This is a genomic window from Marinococcus tarijensis (assembly GCF_054971385.1).
This window is the reverse complement of sequence record NZ_JBQOJA010000017.1, coordinates 1-20,538: the sequence shown is the minus strand read 5'-3', so window position 1 is coordinate 20,538 and position 20,538 is coordinate 1. Positions and strand designations below refer to the sequence as shown.

Genomic DNA, 20,538 nt, shown 5'->3' with positions numbered 1-20,538 from the left:
CACACTTTCTTCACATGCAGGGGGCACAATAAAAGTAGGTGGCGGGGTGAGGGAATCTCAAAAAAAAGAAAGGATGGTTGCCATGACTTACGACGAATGTGTGCAAGAATGCCTTCGTTGCATGGAACAATGCAATCGCTGTTTTGATGACTGCCTGAAAGAAGACGACGTGAAAATGATGGCCGAATGTATCCGCCTCGATCGCGAAGCCGCAGATATATGTGCCTTTGCGGCGAAAGCCATGCAAAGCAACAGCCCCTTTGCGAAAGAGATTTGTGCGCTGTGCGCCAAAATTTGCCGCGCTTGCGGAGATGAATGCGCGAAGCACGAGCATCATCAGCACTGCAAAGACTGCGCCGATGCCTGCTATCGCTGCGCGGAAGCGTGCGAACAAATAGCCACATAACCGGAGAGCACGGGGAGCCGCTGGACCACGTCCGGCGGCTTTCTTCATAATAATATATAATTAACATACATAGATGGGTGCTCGTAAAAGGAAGGGAAGAAAATGAAAGACAGCGAAACATATCACATTCTGGTAGTAGATGATGAATTTCCGATGAGGCAGATGCTGCGTATCTACTTGCAGCACGCCGGTTACCGTGTTACCGAAGCGTCTGGAGGAACAGAAGCATTGGCTCTCTGGGACAAGCAGTCGTATGACCTGCTCATCCTGGATCTGATGATGCCGGAAACCGATGGCTGGACAGTTTGTGAAACGGTGCGCGCGTCCAGTGCGGTACCGATATTGATGCTGACCGCCCGGGCCGGCCTGGAGGACCGGGTGGAGGGGCTGCAGTTGGGGGCGGATGATTATCTGGCGAAACCATTTGAAGCCAAAGAACTGGTGGCCCGGGTCCACGCGCTTCTTCGCCGGTCCTATGACTTTCCCTTATCCCCGGAACCGTCTCAGGAAATCCAACGAGGCCGGCTGCGGATGAATCCGGACAAGCGATCGGTGTCCATCTCGGAAGAAGAAGTCGTGTTAACCCCGAAGGAATTTGACCTGCTTCATACGTTGGTCGTGAAGCCCGGAAGAGTGTTTAGCCGGGAACTGTTGCTTCAGCAGATTTGGGGCATGGATTACATGGGCGACGTGCGCACGGTGGATACGCACATGAAAAACCTTCGATGGAAATTAACCCCCTTTTATCAAGCAAAAAACCCGATTCACACCGTCTGGGGCGTGGGGTATAAGTTTGAAGAGTCGTGATGGGGCCTGCGTCTGTATACAAGGAATGGAAGGGAGGAACATGACATGAAGCGGATCGAATGGGTGGTTGTTATCGCGTTTATCGTTATCGGTCTCGGTTGCCTGACGATGTCTGCCATCTGGGCGGCGCCGTTTATGACGTTGCATACGTCTATTTATCAGTTGGCGCTGGTCTGCTTTTGGGTTTTCCTTCCTCTGGGCGCCTTGCTTCTTCTTTTTTATATCGTCATGAAAAGATGAGCGCTGCGCCCAGAAATACGGCAAACGTTAAAAGGGGTCGATCCACTGATTGATCTGGATGGTTTGATCGATGGGAAGGTAGAAGGTCTCGTTGGTTTGACTGTTCCGGACGCGAGGCAGTGTGGGGAGCGCTTCCTCCATGTCCACAATAACCGCCGTGGCGCCATTCGTTAATTGAACCGTGGCTCCCAAGGGAAAAATGCCCAGCAACTCGCCCAAAGCACGAACATACCGTGGATCTAACGGACCAACTTCTTCTCGTACCATGGGCACTGCTTGGTGGGGCGGCACCGCTGAAAGGTAAGGGCGGTCCAGAGACAGCGCGGAATAGACATCGACGACGGCTAAAAGTCGAACAGGATCTTCGAGGTCAGACGCCGCCTTTCCATCCGGATAACCACGGCCGTCCAAGCGTTCGTGATGGCTGTGGGCCATACAGGCAATGGTTTCCGAGAACCCATGGGCTGTTAGGATGTCATACCCATGCCGAGCATGGGTTTTGAGTAATTTCCATTCCCGCAGCGTGGGGGTTTCCTGTTTGGTTAAGATCGAGCGGGGGATAGCCGTTTTGCCGATATCATGAAGCAGCAACCCGCGCGCTATCTCGCGTCTATTCGGCCATGCTAATTGGTGAGCCAGCAGGGAGCCCAGAAGAAAGACATCAAAGGAATGACGGTACGTGTACATGTCCCAGTTGGCCAGTTGTTGAAATAATCGGCGTGTCGACTTGTCCTGCATCAGCGAGTGGAAGAACTGTTCCAACCACGGATATTGGGAAGAAAGGTGTAACTTTCCTCCCAAACGGTAGCCATCATCCAGGCCCAGGGTATTTTTCAAAAACAACCGACGGTGGTCCTCGTTGACTGGCATGTCTATTTCCCTCTTTTCCTCGCGATAGAAGTATCTCCACGAGCATTATTGGACACGGGCACTACTGCGTGTAGGTAAACCAAACGTTCCCTCTGGTAGAGAGAACGTTTGGTTTGCTTATAACGGTTGCTTGCTTCACGGAATGAACGTTAGTTACTGCGCAGTTCACTTTCGGTCAACCATTTGTGATTGGTGATTTCTTCCCCATCCGTGGTGGTGAAGTCGACCATGTACACGGTGGTTTCCTCCGCGGTATCGATGGTCGCCGTGGCGCCGTTCATGCCGTCCATGTGCGAGACGTCAAGCACGGCTGTATCCCCCGGTTGTAACGATGCTTCACCTGTGTTGTTCAATTCTTCATGGATGACCCATTTGTGATTTTCGACAAGGTCTCCGCCATGGGTAGGTTGGAACGTCACGGTATAGGCGGTCGTATCATAAGCTCCGACGATGGTGGCGGTCGCTCCTTCCATGCCTTCCATATGATCGGCTTCTATCGTAGCTGTATCCCCTACTTCAAATGCAGGGCTTTCCGCTTTCGACAGATCATCCGGGACTTCTCCGGAGCTGGAAGGATTCATATGCCTCTCCTTGTGTTCTCCCATGGACCCTTTCATTTGCTGATGCTGATCGTTGTTCATCATTCCCATCATGCCCATCATTTGTTGACGATCTTCCGGGTTCATGCCGTCCATCATGTGTCCCATGGTTTCCGGACCAACGAGGCCATCTACTTGAAGCTCGTGTTCCTGCTGATAATTCATCACGTTTTCTCGGGTCTCTGGGCCAAAGATGCCGTCGGTGTTCGTTTCAATGTCCTGATTGGTTAATAGCTGTTGCATATGGCGGACGTGCATGTTGGCGTCTCCAGTACGTAAAATCCCCATGTTTTCGCTCATACTGTCTTGCAATGCCATCATCGTTTGGGGACCAACGATGCCGTCCACGGCGATACCAGCCTCTTCTTGAAATGTTTGTACGCTTTGGTTGGTTTGGGGACCAAAAATGCCGTCTACGTCGGTGGAAATGCCACGATCCTGCAACATTTGCTGGAGCATATTGACCATTGGTCCCTGCGTTCCTTCGGCCATCATGCCCGAGGAACTCCTTTCTTCGTGATGATCTGCCATCGGGCTAGAAGCGTTGGTGTTATCGCTTTGAGAAGCTTCCATGGTTACCGGGGCCAGCAGCAGACCGAAAGTGGTCGCAGCGATTCCCCATGTCATGTGTTTGTTCATTGTATTTTTCCTCCTTGGTGCATCAAAGTGGGTACATAAGTAGTTGTACCTCTTAAATATGGAGAAATTGTGAAGATTTCTTAAGAATCTTTCGTTGGAGTCATTTTTATCCAAATAATTGCATGGGGCTACTTTATACGTTGTCTTCATACTTTCTACACATGAGTCCCTTATAATATAAACGCAGGATTTCCATGTAACCTTTCGGCAAAACAGGGGTTTCGGAAAGTTATATGACACGTTTATAAAGGGTGAAAATCATCAGGTAAAGGAGGTGAAACAATGGAAAAGATGGTCCATGTTCAGGGTATGACATGGGACCCCTGCAACATATTCGTGGAACATTCATTAAACACATGAGATGGCGTAGCAAAAGCTGTGGTTCACTTAGAAGCTATGGAAGAATAGGGTTATAACGTGGAAGTCTAAATATTCTTTAAAGCTCTCCTTTTTTATATCGATAACGGAGGATCGGCTAATTGACGAACGACCTGGATACCAAACGGCAGCAATGAGCTTCGGGCTGAAACGGTGGAGTGTGAACACGGCCCGGTAATTATCGGCCCGGTGAAATAGATGATGAAGGACGGGAAAAAAGTATTTAGAGCACCTATAGTAGTTAGGAGTGACAGAACATATGATGGTTTCATCGATGCAGCCGATCGACCGGATCGCCTTTGAAGTGGGGTCGGTACCGATTTACTGGTACGGCGTTCTCATTGGCCTGGGCGCTCTGCTTGGTTATATATTAGCGTCTTATGAAGCGAAAAAACGAGGGCTCCCGGATGACATTTTTGCGGATTTGCTCATTTTCGCGATTCCGATCTCCATTATCGGGGCCCGGTTGTATTACGTAATTTTTGAGTGGGGTTATTATGCCCGGAACCCGGGCAGTATTCTGGCGATATGGGAAGGCGGCCTCGCGATCCACGGTGGACTGATTGGCGCCGTCCTTACGGCCATCGTCTTTGCGAAAATCAAGCGCATCTCTTTCTGGAAACTGGCGGACATTGCCGCGCCAAGCCTGATTTTAGGACAGGCCATCGGCCGCTGGGGCAACTTTATCAACCAGGAAGCTCACGGCGGCGAAGTGAGTCGCTCGTTTTTGGAAGGGCTGCAGTTGCCGGACTTTATTATTAATCAGATGTATATCGAAGGGGCTTACTACAATCCAACATTTTTGTATGAATCGCTGTGGAATCTGGCCGGATTTGTACTGCTTTTAGGGCTGCGCCGGGTTAATCTCCGCCGCGGGGAATTGTTTTTAACGTATGTGATCTGGTATTCCTTCGGGCGTTTTTTCATCGAAGGGATGCGAACCGACAGCCTCATGCTGTTTGATACGATCCGGGTGGCGCAGCTGCTTTCGGTGCTCTTGATTGTCGGTGCCGTAAGCCTGATGGTCTATCGGAGACGGGCCGGGCTTGCCAAAACAAGATACTTAAGCAAAGACGGGCCCGGCATCTAAGGGAGGATATGTTATTTTTACGGCGATATCGTTGGACGCGGGCCTCCGATAAGAGAATGTTCAGGAGCCCTCCTTCGTCTTTCCATACAACATAAAAAAAGTAAAATAAAAACCAATTGCATGGAATTCTTTAAACTTTCTACACAAATGGGGTTTATACTTACATGAAAATGGAGGTGAAATGATGAGCTGGACACTTCTTTTATTATTAGCCTGTCCCCTTATAATGTTGTTCTGCATGAAGGGGATGTTTGGCGGGACCAAAAACAAGGATACCGAAGAGCCCAGTAGCAGTCAGCTACAGGCTTCTTCGCAAGAAGAAAAAGAATCTGTTCCATTAAAGATGGCAGATGTCATGGAGGAGAATCATCAGCTGAGGGAAGAAGTCAAGTCCTTGAAAGGATCAGAATCTAAACATGCAAATACTGGTCGACTAGAAAACAACCAGGACAAGCAGAAAGCATGATAAGAGAAGGCGGGTACTGTTGCTGGTTCCCAACGTTAGGTTTTTGCCCAGCTGGTATAGGCTGGGCTTATTTTAATGAACATGAGGATTCATCTTAGGGAGAGGATTGCCTGAAGAGGTCCTTCGAACGGTTTTCATCAGTCGGGAGGGGGCCTACCATGAAACATTTGCCAGCCGCTGCCATCTGAAGGTCGCCCAGGTCCGCCATCATGGGGAAGACATGATTCAAACGCAGGGTTCACGTTACGATTGGAAATGGATCGCCGTTTACACCAAATGATTGACGGTCCCCTAAAGGCGTTAAAACGTATAAGACAGGCTAAAACGTTTATAGGCAAAAATACTGGGGAAGGGTATTTGAAGAACAATATACTAGAAAGAAGGGATAACGTGGCCAAGGATAACCATCAGAAGCACGAACACGAAGAAGATCAGGATGCTTCTCATGAGCACCAGGACCATCACGAAGGACACGATCATCACGACCATCATGAGATGATGATTCAAGACTTTAAGCGTCGGTTTGTCGTATCGCTCATCCTGACGATTCCTATTTTGCTGTTAACGAATGCGATCCAGCAGTTTCTGGGATTGGACTGGGGCTTTCCTTATGATGTTTGGATTCTCTTTGGTTTAGCAACGATCGTCTTTTTCTACGGCGGTTGGCCATTTTTAACGGGCGCCATTGATGAAATCAAGCAGAAGAACCCGGGCATGATGACGCTGATCGGCCTAGCGATCGTGGTCGCGTATGGCTACAGCACGATGGTCGTGTTCGGCTGGTCCGGCCGGAATTTTTTCTGGGAACTGGCCACGCTGATTGACGTCATGCTGTTGGGCCATTGGATTGAAATGCGTTCGATCATGGGCGCCTCGAATGCGTTGAAAGAACTGATTAAACTGATGCCCAATGAAGCCCATCGATTAAACAGCGACGGAAGCACCGAAGACGTGCCGGTCGATCAGGTGCAGAAAGACGATCATGTGCTCATTAAGCCAGGAGAAAAGGTGCCCGTGGATGGGATTATTATCGATGGATCGTCGTCGGTTGATGAATCCATGCTGACCGGAGAATCGGTGCCGGTAGAAAAAAACGTGGAGGAAGAAGTGATTGGTGGGGCGGTCAACCAGGATGGCAGTTTAACGATTCGGGTGTCCAAGACGGGGGATGAGACGTATTTATCTCAAGTCGTCACATTGGTTCAAGAAGCGCAAGAATCGAAGTCCCGGGCGCAGGATTTAGCCAATCGTGCGGCCAAATGGCTGTTTTACTTGGCCTTGGCGGCTGGTATTGGCACTTTCATCATTTGGATAGCTTTGGGCAATGCTATTGATATGGCGGTTCAACGGGCGGTCACCGTTATGGTTATTACTTGTCCACACGCGCTTGGGCTGGCGGCTCCGCTGGTGGTGTCCGTTTCGACCGCCATTTCCGCCAAGAAAGGACTGTTAATTCGCAACCGACCGCCATTTGAAAGTGCCCGCAATATTGAAGCGGTTATTTTTGATAAGACCGGTACTCTGACAGAAGGAAATTTTGGGGTTACCGATATTGAAGCAGACGGAGCCTATGACAAGCAGGACGTCTTGCGGTACGCGGCCGGGGTGGAACAACAATCGGAACATCCATTGGCTCGGGGCATTATGAGAAAGATGGAAGAGCAGCAGGAACGCCCGCCGACTGTGCAGCATTTTGAAACCATGACAGGAAAAGGCCTAAGCGGTACGGTCGAAGGGAAACAGGTCCAAGTGGTGAGTCCCGGGTACATGAAGCAGGAACGCATGGATTATGACACAGCGATCTTTGATCAGTATTCGACGGAAGGAAAAACCGTCGTGTTTGTTCTGATTGACGGTGGTTACGCCGGCATGATTGCCCTCGCAGATATGGTGCGCGACTCAGCGAAAGAAGCGGTAGAAAGGCTGAAGCAACAAAACATCGAACCGATCATGTTGACTGGGGATCATCAACGTGTCGCCGATTGGGTAGCCAACCAGCTTGGGATTGAAGAAGTGTATGCCGAAGTGCTCCCAGATCACAAAGCGGACCAAGTGAAAAAGGTCCAGCAGTCCGGTCGAAAGGTCGCCATGACGGGCGACGGCATCAATGATGCTCCGGCCCTCGCCACGGCGGATGTAGGAATCGCGATTGGAAGCGGGACGGATGTGGCAATGGAAACGGCGGACGTCGTGTTGGTGCAAAGCAACCCATTAGATGTGCTCTCCGTGATTGATTTATCCCGGAAGACATACCGGAAAATGATCCAAAACCTGTGGTGGGCAGCAGGGTATAACATTGTCGCCATTCCTTTAGCCGCTGGGGTATTGGCACCTTTGGGGATTCTCCTCAGCCCAGCTGTCGGGGCAGTATTGATGAGTGCCAGTACCGTGATTGTTGCGATTAACGCTCAACTGCTTAGGTGAAAATAAAAAAACAAGGTAACGAAACAAGCTGCTTTCCAGATCTCCTGGGAAGCAGCTTGTTTGATGCCTGAAATGGTAGAAATGTTCCTTTAATAACGATGGTCATTTCTGCGAACCATAGGCACCCATTTCATGTAAGTACCGATTCGCCAAACCCATTCCAATGGGCCGTAGTAAAAATATTTTAGCCATAATGGACTAACAAGTACTTGGATAGCAAACACCAGCACACCAATACTTAAAGCGTACACGTAGCTCGGTGGGTCCAAAACCCCAAAACCGTTGAAAAATGTTCGACCGCTTGGGCGGAACAGGCTCACAAAAATAAGCGACTGCAGGAGGTAATGAGTGAAAGTCATTTTCCCGACAGCAGTAAACATCGAAAGCCCAGTGGAAGCTCGTTGATGGCTTGTACCAATCAGAAGCAGTGCCTGGGCGATACTGATACTCACCAGAAAGGCGTAAAGATCGTCCAAATGATAAAGGATAGGGCTGTCGATTTTGATATAGCTCCCCGTTTTTCCTAGAATGCCGATAAGAAAGCAGCCCAGAGTGAATAGCCATTTGCGACCCCGGTTCTTAAGTACTTTTGAATAAAAGCTACTTCGATAAGCGTACATGCCGAAAAAGAAATAGCCGAAATGGTTGATCATCGACGACCATTCAATGAACAGATATTCAACCCCGGTTGGATAAGTTCGATTCGGAGGGAGGGCGTCTTTCATCCATTGTTCGGGGTTCATCTGAAGAGATGTGTACCCATTCAAAAGATCAATCCCGACAGCATAACCAAGCCAAAAAAAGCATGCTAATCCCAACAGCCACCGGGGAGGAAGCCGGAGACAACCGAGCAGCACGAGCCCCGCTGAGGCGTACATGAGCAGGATGTCCCCGGCCCAGACAAAGTAGCCGTGAAGCCCTCCGACGAAAAACAGGATGACGAGCCGCCGGATAAGGGTGGGGTAGGGATTACCGCTTTTGTCATGCATCCGATCGTAAATGAGCACGAGGCTGAGGCCAAACATCATTGCAAACAACGGCCGGGCACTGTCTTCAAAAATAATTGAAATAATGGTTTTGAGGGAAGTGTCGAGCCATGTTGGATCAGTCATAACGACGCGGGAAAGCCCGGAAATATTGACAATAAAAATTGCAAGCAAAGCTACGCCGCGTATTTGATCAAGCATGTCGATACGCTGCCCTGGAGTATTATCGTGATAGGGGGTCACTAGCGGGCCTTCTTTCTCTATTAGGTAACTAATATCTTAAATTTGAGCAAATCATTTATGATTGTATGAAAAAAATATGGAGAAAGTGTGAAGACCTTCGCTAGTTTCAATAAAAAGAGCTTTCAATATGATGGTACCCATGGGGAATTACCGTTTCCAGGGGATTGCGTCAAAGCAAACCCGACCTTCGCCGGAGGCCCAGGGCCAGTCTATACTTCAGTATCTTGCAGGCGGAGAGCCATTCCGGAAGATACATAAAGAACAAATGAAACAAGTGTTCTGACTTGTCGAAGGAGCCATCACTCCCAAACCGAGTAATTGGACCTCTATCAACAGCTATCCCTTAAAATCATCGAAACTGTTTGTGTTCGGGTGTTTTACTATAAAAGCATTTTTGCTAAACGGAAAATTAAACTTCAAAAAGTTGGCGATGCGTTGGGTGTTAGTATCCTCTTAAAAATTTCGTATACTGTATAAAAACTACTTTTAAAAAAAGGATTCCTTATTTTACGGTATAGGAATTATATCGAAGAAGTGATAAATCTCCTCTAGGAACAAAAAAACAACAACTATCAAAGGAGAAGTCGTTGCTTTCTTTCCATTTAATGGTCGTTGATTTTTCGTTTCAACCGGTCGTATTCTTCTTCAGAAATGTCGCCGTTCGCCAGACGTTGATCGAGCCGTTCCGATGCGGTGCCCGATTTGGTCCGGGACGAATGCTTGGTCGAAGGCCGAAACATCCAGACAAGCACCACAACGATAAGAACCAGAAGAAGGAGCACGAGAAAGCCAAAGCCAACTATTCCACCGCTCATCATGCCGCTGCTACCGTTCATCATTCACTTCACCTCCCATTAATCGTTGTTTTTTACACATATATGCGAAAATACCCTGAACTCAACACTAAAAGCACGACGCTGGCGACAGGGACCGGCCAGCACAGGCAGATAGAAAAGATAACCGCAGCCTGTTAATCCTTTTTCCAGGATTCCTGCATACGAACGAGCGTGACGATGCCGGCGGCAAAGGGAAGCACAGCCACGAGGCCGATGGCCCAGGAAACATTCAGCGTGTCCACAAACAGGCCGGCGAGCAAGGCCCCGAAGGCGTACCCGCTGTCCCGCCAGAAACGGTACACCCCGTTCGCTTTGGCCCGCCAGGGAGCGGGGGCCGTGTCGCTGACCGCCGCGATGAGAACCGGATACACCATCGCGGTCCCGAGGCCGAGCAGCACCGAGCTTCCGAGCCACCATCCGTAGGAAGCGCCGGCGAGGAGTGCCCATAGGGAAACGGCCTGCAGCCACAGGCCGCCGACGATGAGCCGTTTGCGGCCGATTACATCGCTCCAGGGACCGGTAAACAGCTGGGCCATGCCCCAGGTAAGGGGATACGCCGCCACGATCACGCCGATTTGGCTGACGGATAACCCGCCGGAAGCGAAGAAGAGCGGGAAAAGGCCCCACGCCATGCCGTCCTTGAGATTGGTCGTCAGTCCGGCAAAGCTGAAGCTCGACAGGGCGGGCTGCTTCCAGGTCGTCTGGGCAAACGCCTGCCAAAAGGGCAGGGAGGCTTCCCCGGAAGCCGTCTGACGGGCCACCTGCCTGCTCGTATCCGGTACGAACAAGGAAAGCAGAAACCCGAGGCCAACGATGCCGAAACCAAGAAAGAACGGCTCGGGGCGCAGGGAAGTCGTCGAAGCCACGTAGCCGGAAACGGCGGCCATCATGGAAAGCCCCATATAGCCGGCAAACTCATTCAGGCCGACAGCTGTCCCGCGCTGAGACGGTTTCGCCAGATCCACCTTCATATTTACAGTCATCGACCAGGTCAGCCCCTGGTTGATACCTAAAAAGATATTGGCGACGATGACCATCCACCAGGCGGAGGCAAAAATAATCAGGAGAGGGACGAAGAGGCCGAATGCCCATCCCATTAATAATATTTCCTTGCGTCCAAAGCGATCGGCAAGCGCACCGGCCAGGAGGTTGACCAGGGCTTTGGAAAATCCAAAGCTGACAATAAAGGAAAGGGCGGCACTGGCTGATGCGAGGCCAAACAGCTCTTCACCGATCAGCGGGAGCACGGTGCGTTCCAGGCCGACCATGGAGCCGACAAAGACGTTGATGAGGACCAATAGAAAAAAAGGAAGCCGGTTTTCAACAATTCCAATAGAAGCAGTGGCTGGCATCAGGGATCACCTTTAGTTTTAAACATTCGTATTGTTATTGGTGCTAACGTATAAGTGTCTTGGAGAAAAACGTTCGGCATAGTTGTTTGTCTCTCTCTAGTAGATGGAAGAGGCCGAATGGAGCTCTTGGCATGCTTCTTTACCGATCGATGAAAAAAGGGGCTCTATAAGGTAAGAGCCCCTGAGTACATCGTTCACGTTCCAGCGATGGTTAGCTGGTCGTTTCGAGCTGTTCCTTTTTCCATTTCATGAAGCCGCCCTCCACGTTGATCACGTCAAAGCCGTGATTTTGGAGGATGCTGGCGGCGATCGCGGAGCGTTTGCCCGAGGCGCAGTGGACGGCGACCGGCTGATCCGTGGAAAGTTCATCGGTCCGGTTTGGCAGTTGCTGGAGCGACACGTGCACCGCGTCCGGTACGTGGGACTGGTCCCATTCGTCCTGGTAGCGGACATCGAGAATCTGCACGTCCTGGTTACGGCGACGCTCTTCGACCTGCTTCGGTGTTTCGTTCGTATACGTGCGCAGGTTCGAGGCGCTGGCTACCACCGACGTGGCAAAGAATCCCTTCAGCCGGTCCATGCCCATGCCGGTAAGAATCCGGCGCAGCTCGTGGTGGTCGGCTGGATCAGCGATCAGGTAAATATCCGCGTCATAGTCGGCGAGCCGGCCCATCCATTCGGCAAACGAGCCCGGGTACGGCAGGTTGATGGTGCCCGGAATGCTTCCCATTGCGAAAGCGGCGGCACTGCGGGTATCAACGACCATCGTATGGTCTTGCTCTGCCAGGGCGGCCACGTCGTCGCCGGTTCCCTGCATTTCCACGGCTGCCGGGATCTCGGCGAGCGGAGTCATGGCCTGTTTGTTCACTTCTTTCATTTTGGCAAAATACGTTGGCGGCTCGCTCTGGCCGTCGAGAAGAAAGTCTACGAAGGCCTGCTCGTCGGTCGGCTGAAAGGCGGGATTATACATCCGCTCATAGCCGACAGTGCTTGTTGGTACGGCACCGAGCGCTTTGCCGCAGGAGCTGCCGGCGCCGTGGCCCGGCCAGATCTGCATATAATCGCCGTATTCCTTGAACTGCTGGAGGGACTCGAACATCTGCCGGGCGCCTTGATCCGCGGAATCCTTGACGCCAACGGATTTTTCGAGCAGGTCCGGACGGCCGACATCGCCGACGAAAACGAAGTCGCCGGTAAATACGCCCATTGGATGATCGGCGGCGGCGCCGTCGGTGAGCTCATAGGAGACATGCTCCGGCGTATGGCCCGGCGTGTGCAGAGCTCTCAGCTTGATGTTGCCAACATAAATGGTTTCGCCATGCTTCACGCCGTGGAGCGGCAGATCCTGATTCCACTCGTAGCCGCCGTTGTCGGCGCCTTCGGTGGAATAATAGATGGTGGCGCCAGTCCGGCGGGCAAGCTCGGTCACCCCGGAGACAAAGTCCGCATGAATATGGGTCTCAAATGCTCCGGTAATACGGAAACCCTGTTCGCGGGCAATCTGCAGATAGTCTTCAATATTGCGGGATGGGTCGATGACGGCCGCCTCACCGGTGGCCTGGCAGCCAATCATATAGGAAGCCTGAGCTAACGACGTGTCATAAAAATATTTCAAATACATCAATTATCGCTCCTTCAAGTTAGAATAAATGTTACTCGGTTTTACCGGTCCATTCGTTCATGCCGCCGGCCATGCTGCGGACTTTGAAGCCATGGTCCTGGAGGGCTTCGGCTGCCCGTTCACTGCGTTTGCCGGAGCGGCAGACGGTCACATAGGACTGCTTAGGATCGAGTTCGTTCATCCGCGCGGAGATATCTCCCACAGGGATATGAACCGACTCGGGAATGCGTCCTTCGTCGAGCTCCTCGTCCTCCCGAACGTCAATCACTTGGACGCCGCTGTTGCTTTCAAGTTCCTGTTGGACGTCCTGGGGCTGGACTTCTTCAATACGTTTTTCATCTGTCATTCTATTCACCTCATCGTTGTTGGGTATTTTTCCTTCATGTTCGTTCAGTTGCCTCTCATTCGTTCTATACCATGTACCGGATAGGGTATAAAAGAGGCCAGAAAATTTTTAAACGGTTTGATCGATGCCTTGCTTCAAGCGCTGCTCGATATCTTCAGCGGTCGCTGTTAACGCTGGCTCTTCGGCCAATTCCATCAATACGGACGGGCGGGGCATGCTAATATACGTAGAGCCTGCTTCTTCGTACACGGTTATTTTACATGGAAGAAAATTGCCGATTAGCTTGTTTTTATTTAAAACCTGTTCAGCTTCTTTCGGATTGCACACTTCAAGCACCCGGTGCTGGTCCTGAAAGTCGATGCCTTTTTCCTGTAATTTGCCTTGCAGATCAAAATGCCAGAGCACGCCAAAACCAATGTCTTTAAGGTTGGCTTCGAGATCTTCGACGGCTGTACGGACAGGTTTCGAGGTGGTGACGGTATAATGAAACATGGGAATGCCTCCTTATTTGCTTTCTACTTCTTGCTATGCCCGAAGGTGTCTAGAATCAAACAATTTATCCGCTAAGGATCTGGATCCATATTTGAATGGCCGTAGCTAAAATGATGACGGCCAATATGCTTTGCAGCAGCTTGGTGTTGACCTTCTGGCCGGCTTTGGCACCGAGCGGCGCTGCGATCAGGCTGGCCACAATCATGATCAGGGCCGGGCCGTACAGCACCTGGCCGGTCGCCACTTTACCAACGGTCGCCCCGATGGATGAGATCAGGGTCACGGCGAGCGAGGTCGCGATCGTCATGCGGGTTGGGATTTTCAACACAACCAGCATGATGGGCACCAGGATAAATGCGCCGGCGGCCCCGACAATGCCTGACCCGATCCCGACCACGAAGGACAATCCAGCGGCGAGAGGCTTATGGAACGTAATCCGTGTAAGATCCTGGTCGTCCAGGCCTTTTTTCGGTACAAACATCATGACCACGGCGATGGTCGCAAGCAGAGCGTACACCATGTTGACTCCGGCTTCGCTGAAGAAATTCGAGGCATAGGCGCCGATAAAGCTGCCGATCAGAATGCTGCCGCCCATGTACAGAATCAACTGCCCGTTCAGGTAGCCGCCTTTGCGGTAGGCCCAGACGCCGCCGATGGTGGCGAAAAAGACCTGAACGGCACTGATGCCGGACACTTCATGAGCGGAAAAGACCGCCACACCGAGCAGAGGAGGGATGTATAACAGCATGGGGTATTTGATGATCGAGCCGCCGATCCCAACCATGCCGGAAACAAAGGAACCGACAAACCCCAGCAGGAAAATCACGACGATAAACAGCAGTGACAATGGAAAAACCTCCCCGAAAGGGAAGTGAAACCATGACTTCCCTGTACTGTGATTTTGTTAGCCTTTTTGAATCCAGAATTTATAGACGCCATTGTCTTCGGTGTGGTCCAGCAGTTCGTGTCCGCCGGCTTTGGTCCAGGCCGTTAAGTCGCTCTGCGCCCCTTTGTCGGTCGCGTGCAGCTCAAGCACCTCGCCACTGTCCATGTCCTTGATGGCTTTTTTGGTTTTCAGAATCGGCTGCGGGCAGGCAAGCCCCTTCGCATCAATCGTTGTTTTTGGTTCCATTCATCATGTCTCCTTTAGATTAATTTTTATGCTTCGTAACTGTCGTAATAGTTCTCATTCATGGGCGCACAAGCTATACCTGAGGATCAGGGAGCTTCCATTTAAATAAACAGATTCACATGGCCGTCGGAGGCTTCGCCCAGATAGGCCGCAACGCCGGCGTATTCAATGTCATCGCGCAGTTCTTTTTCATCCAGACCAAGCAGATCCATGGTCATGGTACAGCCGATCAGTCGTACATCCTGCTCCTGGGCCATATCGATCAGCTCCGGCAGCGGCATGGCATTGTGCTTTTTCATCACTTTTTTAATCAGCTTCGGTCCAATCCCGAGAAAGTTCATGTTGGAGAGGCCCATGCGGTCGGCGCCTCGGGGCATCATTTTGCCGAACATCGCTTCCAGTTTTCCTTTGGCAATGCTTTGCTTTTCCGGTTTGCGGAGAGCATTCAATCCCCAGAAAGTGTGGAAAATAGTTACTTCGTGGTCATACGCGGCTGCGCCGTTGGCGATAATGTACGCCGCCATGGCTTTGTCGTAGTCGCCGCTGAATAATACAATGGTGGTCTTTTTGGTTTCCGTCATGCCATCATCTCCTTGTCTAATTCTTATTATACATATACCGGTAAGGGTATACAAGGGGGTAAAAAATATTAACGGCTTTTCACGAGAAGGTTAACAGCTTCCTGAATAACCTGTTCGTCATTGTCCCCGTTTTCTGTCTGTTCTCGAACGCATTGTTCGAGATTGGAACCGACAACGAGGCCCACGGCGCGGTCTAAGGCTGTGCGAGCCGCGTTCATCTGGGACACCAGTTCCTTACAGTCCTGCTCCTCGTCCATCATACGGAGAATACCACGTAGTTGACCTTCCACACGTTTGACCCGGTGCTTCATTTGATCCGTGTATTCCATCAGACGTTCCTTCTTTCATAACGATATTACCCTATGGGGTATATGAATACCTTAAAACAAATTCCCAGGAGTGTCAACCAGTTTTCTTAAAAAAAATTTTGGATTCCTAAAATACGGGTGCGCGTATGCTAAAATATAATAACAATATTCATTGATTCAGCAATAGAAGGGAATGAGTAGATGCATAAAACGTATGCAGCCAGCTATCGGCGCCATCGTTTAGGGAAACTTAGTGGCCTTATGGTTCTTGGAGCGGCGGTTTTCTTATGGAAGTACTTACGGGAAGGCCGTTCTTCGCAGGATGCCTGGACTGCGTCCATTCTCCGTCACGTGATGGATCCGGAACAGTCCCGGGAAGAACAAAAAGAACAGATGAAGAAGGCATTCAAGCTTGCAGAAGCTGCCGGAACGAAAAAACAGGAACTGGTTCAGACCTATCAGCACTTGGCTAAGGAGTCCTCCCAGTCCAAAAAATCTAAATGAAAAATTTGTGGTATTGTTCTTTTCCTGCTTTCTCTTTTGTTGATCAAAAATTTCATGGACCGTAAATATTCATAAAAAATAAAAGTCCATAACAAAAGGCAGGATGTTGCCTGTTCCTCCATAGACAGAAGCAGGTGCCACGCATGAGACGAGGTTTCTTTCTTTTGTAAAAAAAAGAAAGGTTGATTTGTTCTTTATATGACTCTCAAAAAATACGCTTTTTGAGAGGAACATAAAAAAGGCTACCTGGAAGGAACCAGCAAGCCTTTATGTTCGCTGTATTATAAGGATATTTCTCGACAAGCTTCATCTAATAATGATATCGGCAGGCAATTATACTGATTTGTGTTTCATCCACGGTATACACCAGGCGATGCTCGATATCAATACGACGACTGTAAAAGCCGGCTAAATTCCCTTTTAATTTCTTTGGTTTCCCAATACCGTCCAACGCCCCGTCTCGTTCAATGCTTTTAATCAGTTGGTTAATTCGTTTGAGCGTTTTTTTATCTTTGGTCTGCCAGTATTGGTAAGCCTGAAACGCATGATGGGTAAATAAGACATTCAACTTACTCATCGATATCGACAGTCGTGGTTTCTTCCTGGTGTAATTGATTGATGGATTCCGATAGATGTTTGGCGTTGCTCGGGTTGTTTAACAGGTAGATGGTTTCAAGGTATTGATTGTATTCGTCTTCTGAGATGAGCACCGCGTTTCGTTCTTTGGTGGTGATAGTGACGGCTTCGTTGTCGTCGTTAACTTTATCAATCAATCCTTTAAAGTTCTTTCGCGCGTTGGAGTAATTCATGACGGTCATTGTTATCAGCTCCTTTTTTATATTGTACAATTAAACGTACAATTTGTCGATAATCTTCTCATGCTGTTTTCATTTGGCTCTTCACCAAAACATGGACTTGACGAGTCTTCTTCGACGGTTTCCGGTTTCCAGGCGAATCCGCAGGCTGAGATGGGCAAAATTCCGATACCCGTGCCCGCGTCGCTGAATCAGCTTGATTTTATGATTGGTCCCTTCGGCGGCGCCGTTGGATTCCGGACGGGCGGCCGCAGCGAGAACGCCGTTCTCGCGTTTCAATATACTCTGACCCATATCTCGTACCACGGCTGTGGGGTGAAAGAGAAACCGACGCTGCCAATCGTTCATTCGATACCGGGCCTGGGGCCAGGTACGGCTTTTCAACACATAACGCAAGTGTTGAAGGGCCTGGTAAATGGCCCGGATGGGCCCATCCCGGCACCACCCCCGCACTTCTTCTCGTTCCCGGTCGCTCAGGCTTTCTGGCGGCCGGCTCAGCAGCCGCACCGCCCGTCGTTTGGCTCCGTGATGCCGGCGGTCCACGTTCAAATACCGTCGCCTCCGTGCTAGGGCTTCCGTAAACCATCGAATGAGATGAAAGCGATCCAGAATATGATCGGCGCCCGGGTAGGTATGGTGAACGGCCTGAGCCATGGCCGGAGCACCGTCGGTCACGACGCCGTCGATGGCGTTTGGCAGTTGATCCAACAGACGGGCAATCGCAGCGGTGGACCGCCCCCTTCCGATAGCCAGCACCTGGCCGGTGTGCCAGTCCATCGCGGCCACTCCATAGGTATGGCCTTTGCGAAAAGCAAAATCATCGACGGTGACCACCGTGGGGGTGGAAACGGTCAGCAGGGCTGGGGCCCGGCGGTAAAACCAGCGCTCCAGGGTGGTATACGGAAGACCGAACGTACGGGCACCATCGGCGATGGAGCGGCCGATACAGGCCTGGACCACCATCTCCTGAAACATCTCTGTCGCAGAGCCACGGTCCGGAAGGTCCGGCAGAGAGGCCGTGAACGTGGCCCCGCATCCGGTACAAGCCCGGCGTTCCCGGGGGACACGGATCCAAATGATGCCGGTGGAGGCGGTATGGGTGTGACGGAGAAACCGTCCGGTTTCTGCTTTCCGTCGCGAGGCGCTCCCGCACACCGGACAGCTCGTTTGCCGGTATTTCGGGGAAAGATGAAACACCCAGGTGCCGTTTGGTTTGGATGTATGGATCCAGTCGTAGGCTGGAAGGTGCAGCAGTTCTTTGATAAAATGGGTAATCAACTGGCTTCTTCCTTTCTCGGTGTTCTAGTCCAATACCAAGATAAAGGAAGAGCCGCTTTTTTCATATACTTATCGGGTCAAGTCCAACTTGTGGTGAAGAGCCTTTCATTTGAATAAAATGGAAATTTTTAGCGTTGATAAAGGTAGACCTTTCGCAACGCTTGGAAATCATATAAATCGAGGAGTAGACAACGTGGCAAAACATCCAATTACGATTTTTGCTACGTTACATAAGCGGCATGGCTTTATTAAGACAGTACATAGAGAAAAACTTTTATTTTAACGAGTAAGGAGTTGACAAAAAATAGACAATTGCCAATGCTATGGATTAGTTTTTAGTAATTGTTGATGCTGATGAAAAACAGAATTAGGGTAGATAACCCATATATTATATGTAAATGAGTTGATTTATTGAAAGCTGAATTATGTTTATTAAAACGTTTAAGTTTATGTAAACTTAAATATATATAATTTAGTGAATATTAGTCTTTGAAATCTAATTTGAACAGATTGCTATATGAGAAGTAGAGTAATAGCTTCTTGATTGGAACGTTATTGGTTTTTTATCCGGGCTTGAAACTAGAATTTGTTTATATATGATTATAATCGTGGTCGGCGTCGCCATTATTTTTATCGGCATGTTGCTTTTCTTTATTGCGAGATGAACATCTATAATTAAGAAAGCTGATTAAAGAAAAAAGGGCAAAGATTAACTTCTTACGTTCTCTTAAAGATTTTAGTTAACATAAGATGTATTATCGGAAGTTATTTGGTTTTGTCTCAATATATTAAGTATACTTCTAGTTTTGAGATATTAAAGAAAACAAGTTCAGTATATTGAACTTATTTTCTTTACCTTTAAAAACTTTGAGGAATTCTGTGTCTTTTCTAGTTCCTTTTCACTCAACATAATGACGATTATCAGTAGTATTTAGACAAAAAAGCAAAACCTATGTATACAGACTTTATTTGTATGTGACTTTCCAATATTTATTATATTGGAAAGCAGACGCTATCATAGTATTCAATTTTAGATCATTGATTTTAAGCTTTCCTCGAAAGGAAAAATATTAAAGATAAGCTTTTTCAATACTAGGAAGGCTTGTCTTTAAGAATTTCAGACTTTTCATTTTTACACAAGGAGGAATATAATGAACGGTTTAGGTGGCTTAAACAAAACTCCAAATGGCGTTGTTGTGGGCTTAGTTCAGCTTGATCTCCCCACCATCCATTCGAAAGAAGATCTGCAACAACAGACACAAAAAGTTTGTGACATGATGGAAAAAGCGAAACAATTTATCGCTCCCATTGACCTTGTCGTTTTTCCCGAATATATGCTTCACGGACTCACCATGGATACAACCGAAGAATTGATGTGTACTGTTGATGGTCCGGAAGTTCAGCAACTGCAGGAAAGTTGTCGTCGAACCAACCAATGGGCTTGTTTTTCGATTATGGAAGCCAATTCAAAGGGAAACCCGTACAACACCGGTCTTATTATTGATAATCAGGGTGTCATTCAATTGCACTATCGCAAGCTGCACCCCTGGGTACCTGCAGAGCCTTGGGAACCAGGAGACACCGGTCTGCCTGTTTGCCAAGGTCCCAATGGCAGTGTGTTAGGTCTCGCCATTTGCCATGATGGCATGTTTCCCGAAGTAAGCCGGGAATTAGCCTATAAAGGCGCGAATGTGATCTTACGGACAGCCGGTTACACGCCTCCCATCCAACAATCCTGGGAATTGACGAATCGTTCCAACGCCTTCACTAACCTTGCTTACACCGCCTCCGTTGCTATGTGCGGGACGGACGGGGTGAATGATTCAATGGGGGAAGCCATGATCGTCGATTTCGAAGGGACCGTAACAACGCACGGTGGGAATCGGGCCGATGAGATCATTACGGGAGAGCTTCGTCCCGATTTAGCCCATGAAGCGCGCCTGTATTGGGGCGTGGAAAACAATATCTATCAATTAGGCCACCGGGGGTTGTTTTTTGCAATGAAAAAGTACATAATCATGCAGGCTTTTGTACACAACCCCGCCAGCGAAACTTTCGGTCACTTAAGAAGAAGTCATTTTCTTTTGATGGGAGAGCGCGTGCTTCAGTCGATAGCTTTCCCCTT

Annotated in this window: 26 protein-coding genes and 1 pseudogene; 11 read left to right on the top strand and 16 right to left on the bottom strand. The window is 49.5% G+C overall.

Features of this window, described 5'->3' with window-relative positions; all coding sequences use genetic code 11:
- Positions 1 to 73 precede the first annotated feature (73 nt).
- The 3 genes from ACTTK7_RS10735 to ACTTK7_RS10725 all read left to right on the top strand — a co-directional run bounded on the left by ACTTK7_RS10735 (position 74) and on the right by ACTTK7_RS10725 (position 1,453).
- Positions 74 to 406: a four-helix bundle copper-binding protein gene (locus tag ACTTK7_RS10735; RefSeq protein ID WP_462868160.1), complete on the top strand. Its 333-nt coding sequence runs from the start codon at positions 74 to 76 to the stop codon at positions 404 to 406.
- 102 nt (positions 407 to 508) lie between these two features.
- The gene (locus tag ACTTK7_RS10730) at positions 509 to 1,213 is read left to right on the top strand and encodes a response regulator transcription factor (RefSeq protein WP_462868090.1); all 705 of its coding nucleotides are present in this window, start codon (positions 509 to 511) and stop codon (positions 1,211 to 1,213) included.
- Positions 1,214 to 1,258: 45 nt separating this feature from the next.
- Positions 1,259 to 1,453: a hypothetical protein gene (locus ACTTK7_RS10725; protein WP_462868089.1), complete on the top strand. Its 195-nt coding sequence runs from the start codon at positions 1,259 to 1,261 to the stop codon at positions 1,451 to 1,453.
- Positions 1,454 to 1,480: 27 nt separating this feature from the next.
- On the opposite strand, the gene ACTTK7_RS10720 is transcribed toward ACTTK7_RS10725, so the two are convergent.
- The gene (locus ACTTK7_RS10720; protein WP_462868087.1) at positions 1,481 to 2,323 is read right to left on the bottom strand and encodes an HD-GYP domain-containing protein; all 843 of its coding nucleotides are present in this window, start codon (positions 2,321 to 2,323) and stop codon (positions 1,481 to 1,483) included.
- 149 nt (positions 2,324 to 2,472) lie between these two features.
- Positions 2,473 to 3,561 carry a DUF1541 domain-containing protein gene (locus tag ACTTK7_RS10715; protein WP_462868085.1) on the bottom strand — a complete coding sequence of 363 codons (1,089 nt, stop codon included), beginning with the start codon at positions 3,559 to 3,561 and terminating at the stop codon, positions 2,473 to 2,475.
- A 640-nt stretch (positions 3,562 to 4,201) separates the two neighbouring features.
- Between ACTTK7_RS10715 and lgt the strand changes: the two genes are divergently transcribed.
- From lgt to ACTTK7_RS10695, 4 genes are all read left to right on the top strand, one after another.
- A complete protein-coding gene (lgt, locus tag ACTTK7_RS10710) occupies positions 4,202 to 5,029 on the top strand; it encodes a prolipoprotein diacylglyceryl transferase (RefSeq protein WP_462868159.1) in 828 nt (275 codons plus the stop codon).
- A gap of 184 nt (positions 5,030 to 5,213) precedes the next feature.
- Positions 5,214 to 5,495 carry a DUF2933 domain-containing protein gene (locus ACTTK7_RS10705; protein ID WP_462868083.1) on the top strand — a complete coding sequence of 94 codons (282 nt, stop codon included), beginning with the start codon at positions 5,214 to 5,216 and terminating at the stop codon, positions 5,493 to 5,495.
- 106 nt (positions 5,496 to 5,601) lie between these two features.
- Positions 5,602 to 5,775: a hypothetical protein gene (locus ACTTK7_RS10700; RefSeq protein ID WP_462868081.1), complete on the top strand. Its 174-nt coding sequence runs from the start codon at positions 5,602 to 5,604 to the stop codon at positions 5,773 to 5,775.
- A gap of 110 nt (positions 5,776 to 5,885) precedes the next feature.
- On the top strand, positions 5,886 to 7,919 hold the full coding sequence (locus ACTTK7_RS10695) for a heavy metal translocating P-type ATPase (protein ID WP_462868079.1): 2,034 nt from the start codon (positions 5,886 to 5,888) through the stop codon (positions 7,917 to 7,919).
- 89 nt (positions 7,920 to 8,008) lie between these two features.
- Here ACTTK7_RS10695 and ACTTK7_RS10690 read toward each other — a convergent pair whose 3' ends face one another.
- Entirely contained in the window at positions 8,009 to 9,148 is a 1,140-nt protein-coding gene (locus ACTTK7_RS10690; RefSeq protein ID WP_462868077.1) for a DUF418 domain-containing protein, read from the bottom strand.
- 127 nt (positions 9,149 to 9,275) lie between these two features.
- Between ACTTK7_RS10690 and ACTTK7_RS10685 the strand changes: the two genes are divergently transcribed.
- The gene (locus tag ACTTK7_RS10685; protein ID WP_462868075.1) at positions 9,276 to 9,431 is read left to right on the top strand and encodes a hypothetical protein; all 156 of its coding nucleotides are present in this window, start codon (positions 9,276 to 9,278) and stop codon (positions 9,429 to 9,431) included.
- A gap of 319 nt (positions 9,432 to 9,750) precedes the next feature.
- Here ACTTK7_RS10685 and ACTTK7_RS10680 read toward each other — a convergent pair whose 3' ends face one another.
- The 10 genes and pseudogenes from ACTTK7_RS10680 to ACTTK7_RS10635 form a co-directional block, all read right to left on the bottom strand.
- On the bottom strand, positions 9,751 to 9,987 hold the full coding sequence (locus ACTTK7_RS10680) for an SHOCT domain-containing protein (protein WP_298788869.1): 237 nt from the start codon (positions 9,985 to 9,987) through the stop codon (positions 9,751 to 9,753).
- A gap of 131 nt (positions 9,988 to 10,118) precedes the next feature.
- The gene (locus ACTTK7_RS10675) at positions 10,119 to 11,336 is read right to left on the bottom strand and encodes an MFS transporter (RefSeq protein ID WP_462868073.1); all 1,218 of its coding nucleotides are present in this window, start codon (positions 11,334 to 11,336) and stop codon (positions 10,119 to 10,121) included.
- A gap of 211 nt (positions 11,337 to 11,547) precedes the next feature.
- Positions 11,548 to 12,393, bottom strand: a complete 846-nt coding sequence (locus ACTTK7_RS10670) for a rhodanese-like domain-containing protein (RefSeq protein WP_462868157.1) — start codon at positions 12,391 to 12,393, stop codon at positions 11,548 to 11,550.
- A 39-nt stretch (positions 12,394 to 12,432) separates the two neighbouring features.
- Positions 12,433 to 12,909, bottom strand: a pseudogene (locus tag ACTTK7_RS10665) (MBL fold metallo-hydrolase); the annotation flags it as partial.
- Positions 12,910 to 12,988: 79 nt separating this feature from the next.
- Entirely contained in the window at positions 12,989 to 13,303 is a 315-nt protein-coding gene (locus ACTTK7_RS10660; RefSeq protein ID WP_462868071.1) for a rhodanese-like domain-containing protein, read from the bottom strand.
- Between the two features lie 108 nt (positions 13,304 to 13,411).
- Positions 13,412 to 13,795, bottom strand: coding sequence for a DUF302 domain-containing protein (locus ACTTK7_RS10655; protein ID WP_462868070.1), 384 nt, complete (start codon positions 13,793 to 13,795; stop codon positions 13,412 to 13,414).
- Between the two features lie 64 nt (positions 13,796 to 13,859).
- On the bottom strand, positions 13,860 to 14,642 hold the full coding sequence (locus tag ACTTK7_RS10650) for a sulfite exporter TauE/SafE family protein (protein ID WP_462868068.1): 783 nt from the start codon (positions 14,640 to 14,642) through the stop codon (positions 13,860 to 13,862).
- A gap of 57 nt (positions 14,643 to 14,699) precedes the next feature.
- Positions 14,700 to 14,927 (bottom strand): sulfurtransferase TusA family protein, encoded by a 228-nt coding sequence (locus ACTTK7_RS10645; RefSeq protein WP_298788878.1) that lies wholly within the window; start codon positions 14,925 to 14,927, stop codon positions 14,700 to 14,702.
- Positions 14,928 to 15,028: 101 nt separating this feature from the next.
- Complete coding sequence (locus tag ACTTK7_RS10640; protein ID WP_462868066.1) at positions 15,029 to 15,508, bottom strand: DsrE/DsrF/DrsH-like family protein; 480 nt, start codon at positions 15,506 to 15,508, stop codon at positions 15,029 to 15,031.
- A gap of 68 nt (positions 15,509 to 15,576) precedes the next feature.
- On the bottom strand, positions 15,577 to 15,837 hold the full coding sequence (locus ACTTK7_RS10635; protein ID WP_462868064.1) for a metal-sensitive transcriptional regulator: 261 nt from the start codon (positions 15,835 to 15,837) through the stop codon (positions 15,577 to 15,579).
- Positions 15,838 to 16,017: 180 nt separating this feature from the next.
- Between ACTTK7_RS10635 and ACTTK7_RS10630 the strand changes: the two genes are divergently transcribed.
- Complete coding sequence (locus ACTTK7_RS10630; RefSeq protein ID WP_298788780.1) at positions 16,018 to 16,320, top strand: hypothetical protein; 303 nt, start codon at positions 16,018 to 16,020, stop codon at positions 16,318 to 16,320.
- Positions 16,321 to 16,630: 310 nt separating this feature from the next.
- On the opposite strand, the gene ACTTK7_RS10625 is transcribed toward ACTTK7_RS10630, so the two are convergent.
- From ACTTK7_RS10625 to ACTTK7_RS10615, 3 genes are all read right to left on the bottom strand, one after another.
- Positions 16,631 to 16,897 (bottom strand): Txe/YoeB family addiction module toxin, encoded by a 267-nt coding sequence (locus tag ACTTK7_RS10625; protein WP_462868062.1) that lies wholly within the window; start codon positions 16,895 to 16,897, stop codon positions 16,631 to 16,633.
- Positions 16,890 to 17,138 (bottom strand): type II toxin-antitoxin system Phd/YefM family antitoxin, encoded by a 249-nt coding sequence (locus ACTTK7_RS10620; protein WP_462868060.1) that lies wholly within the window; start codon positions 17,136 to 17,138, stop codon positions 16,890 to 16,892. The genes ACTTK7_RS10625 and ACTTK7_RS10620 overlap by 8 nt, the downstream gene beginning before the upstream one ends.
- A gap of 81 nt (positions 17,139 to 17,219) precedes the next feature.
- The gene (locus tag ACTTK7_RS10615) at positions 17,220 to 18,413 is read right to left on the bottom strand and encodes an ISL3 family transposase (RefSeq protein ID WP_462868058.1); all 1,194 of its coding nucleotides are present in this window, start codon (positions 18,411 to 18,413) and stop codon (positions 17,220 to 17,222) included.
- A gap of 109 nt (positions 18,414 to 18,522) precedes the next feature.
- Between ACTTK7_RS10615 and ACTTK7_RS10610 the strand changes: the two genes are divergently transcribed.
- Positions 18,523 to 18,696, top strand: a complete 174-nt coding sequence (locus ACTTK7_RS10610; protein WP_462868056.1) for a hypothetical protein — start codon at positions 18,523 to 18,525, stop codon at positions 18,694 to 18,696.
- Between the two features lie 868 nt (positions 18,697 to 19,564).
- Positions 19,565 to 20,538: formamidase (locus ACTTK7_RS10605; protein ID WP_462868055.1), on the top strand; the 974-nt coding region annotated here is incomplete at its 3' end.

Excerpts from the sequence above, each read along its gene's own strand:
- ACTTK7_RS10735 (WP_462868160.1), top strand. The coding sequence starts at position 74 with ATGGTTGCCATGACTTACGACGAATGTGTGCAAGAATGCCTTCGTTGC.
- ACTTK7_RS10660 (WP_462868071.1), bottom strand. The coding sequence starts at position 13,303 with ATGACAGATGAAAAACGTATTGAAGAAGTCCAGCCCCAGGACGTCCAA.
- ACTTK7_RS10675 (WP_462868073.1), bottom strand. The coding sequence starts at position 11,336 with ATGCCAGCCACTGCTTCTATTGGAATTGTTGAAAACCGGCTTCCTTTT.
- ACTTK7_RS10670 (WP_462868157.1), bottom strand. The coding sequence starts at position 12,393 with ATGCAGATCTGGCCGGGCCACGGCGCCGGCAGCTCCTGCGGCAAAGCG.
- ACTTK7_RS10715 (WP_462868085.1), bottom strand. The coding sequence starts at position 3,561 with ATGAACAAACACATGACATGGGGAATCGCTGCGACCACTTTCGGTCTG.
- ACTTK7_RS10730 (WP_462868090.1), top strand. The coding sequence starts at position 509 with ATGAAAGACAGCGAAACATATCACATTCTGGTAGTAGATGATGAATTT.
- ACTTK7_RS10725 (WP_462868089.1), top strand. The coding sequence starts at position 1,259 with ATGAAGCGGATCGAATGGGTGGTTGTTATCGCGTTTATCGTTATCGGT.
- ACTTK7_RS10645 (WP_298788878.1), bottom strand. The coding sequence starts at position 14,927 with ATGGAACCAAAAACAACGATTGATGCGAAGGGGCTTGCCTGCCCGCAG.
- ACTTK7_RS10655 (WP_462868070.1), bottom strand. The coding sequence starts at position 13,795 with ATGTTTCATTATACCGTCACCACCTCGAAACCTGTCCGTACAGCCGTC.
- ACTTK7_RS10720 (WP_462868087.1), bottom strand. The coding sequence starts at position 2,323 with ATGCCAGTCAACGAGGACCACCGTCGGTTGTTTTTGAAAAATACCCTG.
- ACTTK7_RS10705 (WP_462868083.1), top strand. The coding sequence starts at position 5,214 with ATGAGCTGGACACTTCTTTTATTATTAGCCTGTCCCCTTATAATGTTG.
- ACTTK7_RS10620 (WP_462868060.1), bottom strand. The coding sequence starts at position 17,138 with ATGACCGTCATGAATTACTCCAACGCGCGAAAGAACTTTAAAGGATTG.
- lgt (WP_462868159.1), top strand. The coding sequence starts at position 4,202 with ATGGTTTCATCGATGCAGCCGATCGACCGGATCGCCTTTGAAGTGGGG.
- ACTTK7_RS10685 (WP_462868075.1), top strand. The coding sequence starts at position 9,276 with ATGATGGTACCCATGGGGAATTACCGTTTCCAGGGGATTGCGTCAAAG.
- ACTTK7_RS10625 (WP_462868062.1), bottom strand. The coding sequence starts at position 16,897 with ATGAGTAAGTTGAATGTCTTATTTACCCATCATGCGTTTCAGGCTTAC.
- ACTTK7_RS10680 (WP_298788869.1), bottom strand. The coding sequence starts at position 9,987 with ATGATGAACGGTAGCAGCGGCATGATGAGCGGTGGAATAGTTGGCTTT.
- ACTTK7_RS10640 (WP_462868066.1), bottom strand. The coding sequence starts at position 15,508 with ATGACGGAAACCAAAAAGACCACCATTGTATTATTCAGCGGCGACTAC.
- ACTTK7_RS10635 (WP_462868064.1), bottom strand. The coding sequence starts at position 15,837 with ATGGAATACACGGATCAAATGAAGCACCGGGTCAAACGTGTGGAAGGT.
- ACTTK7_RS10630 (WP_298788780.1), top strand. The coding sequence starts at position 16,018 with ATGCATAAAACGTATGCAGCCAGCTATCGGCGCCATCGTTTAGGGAAA.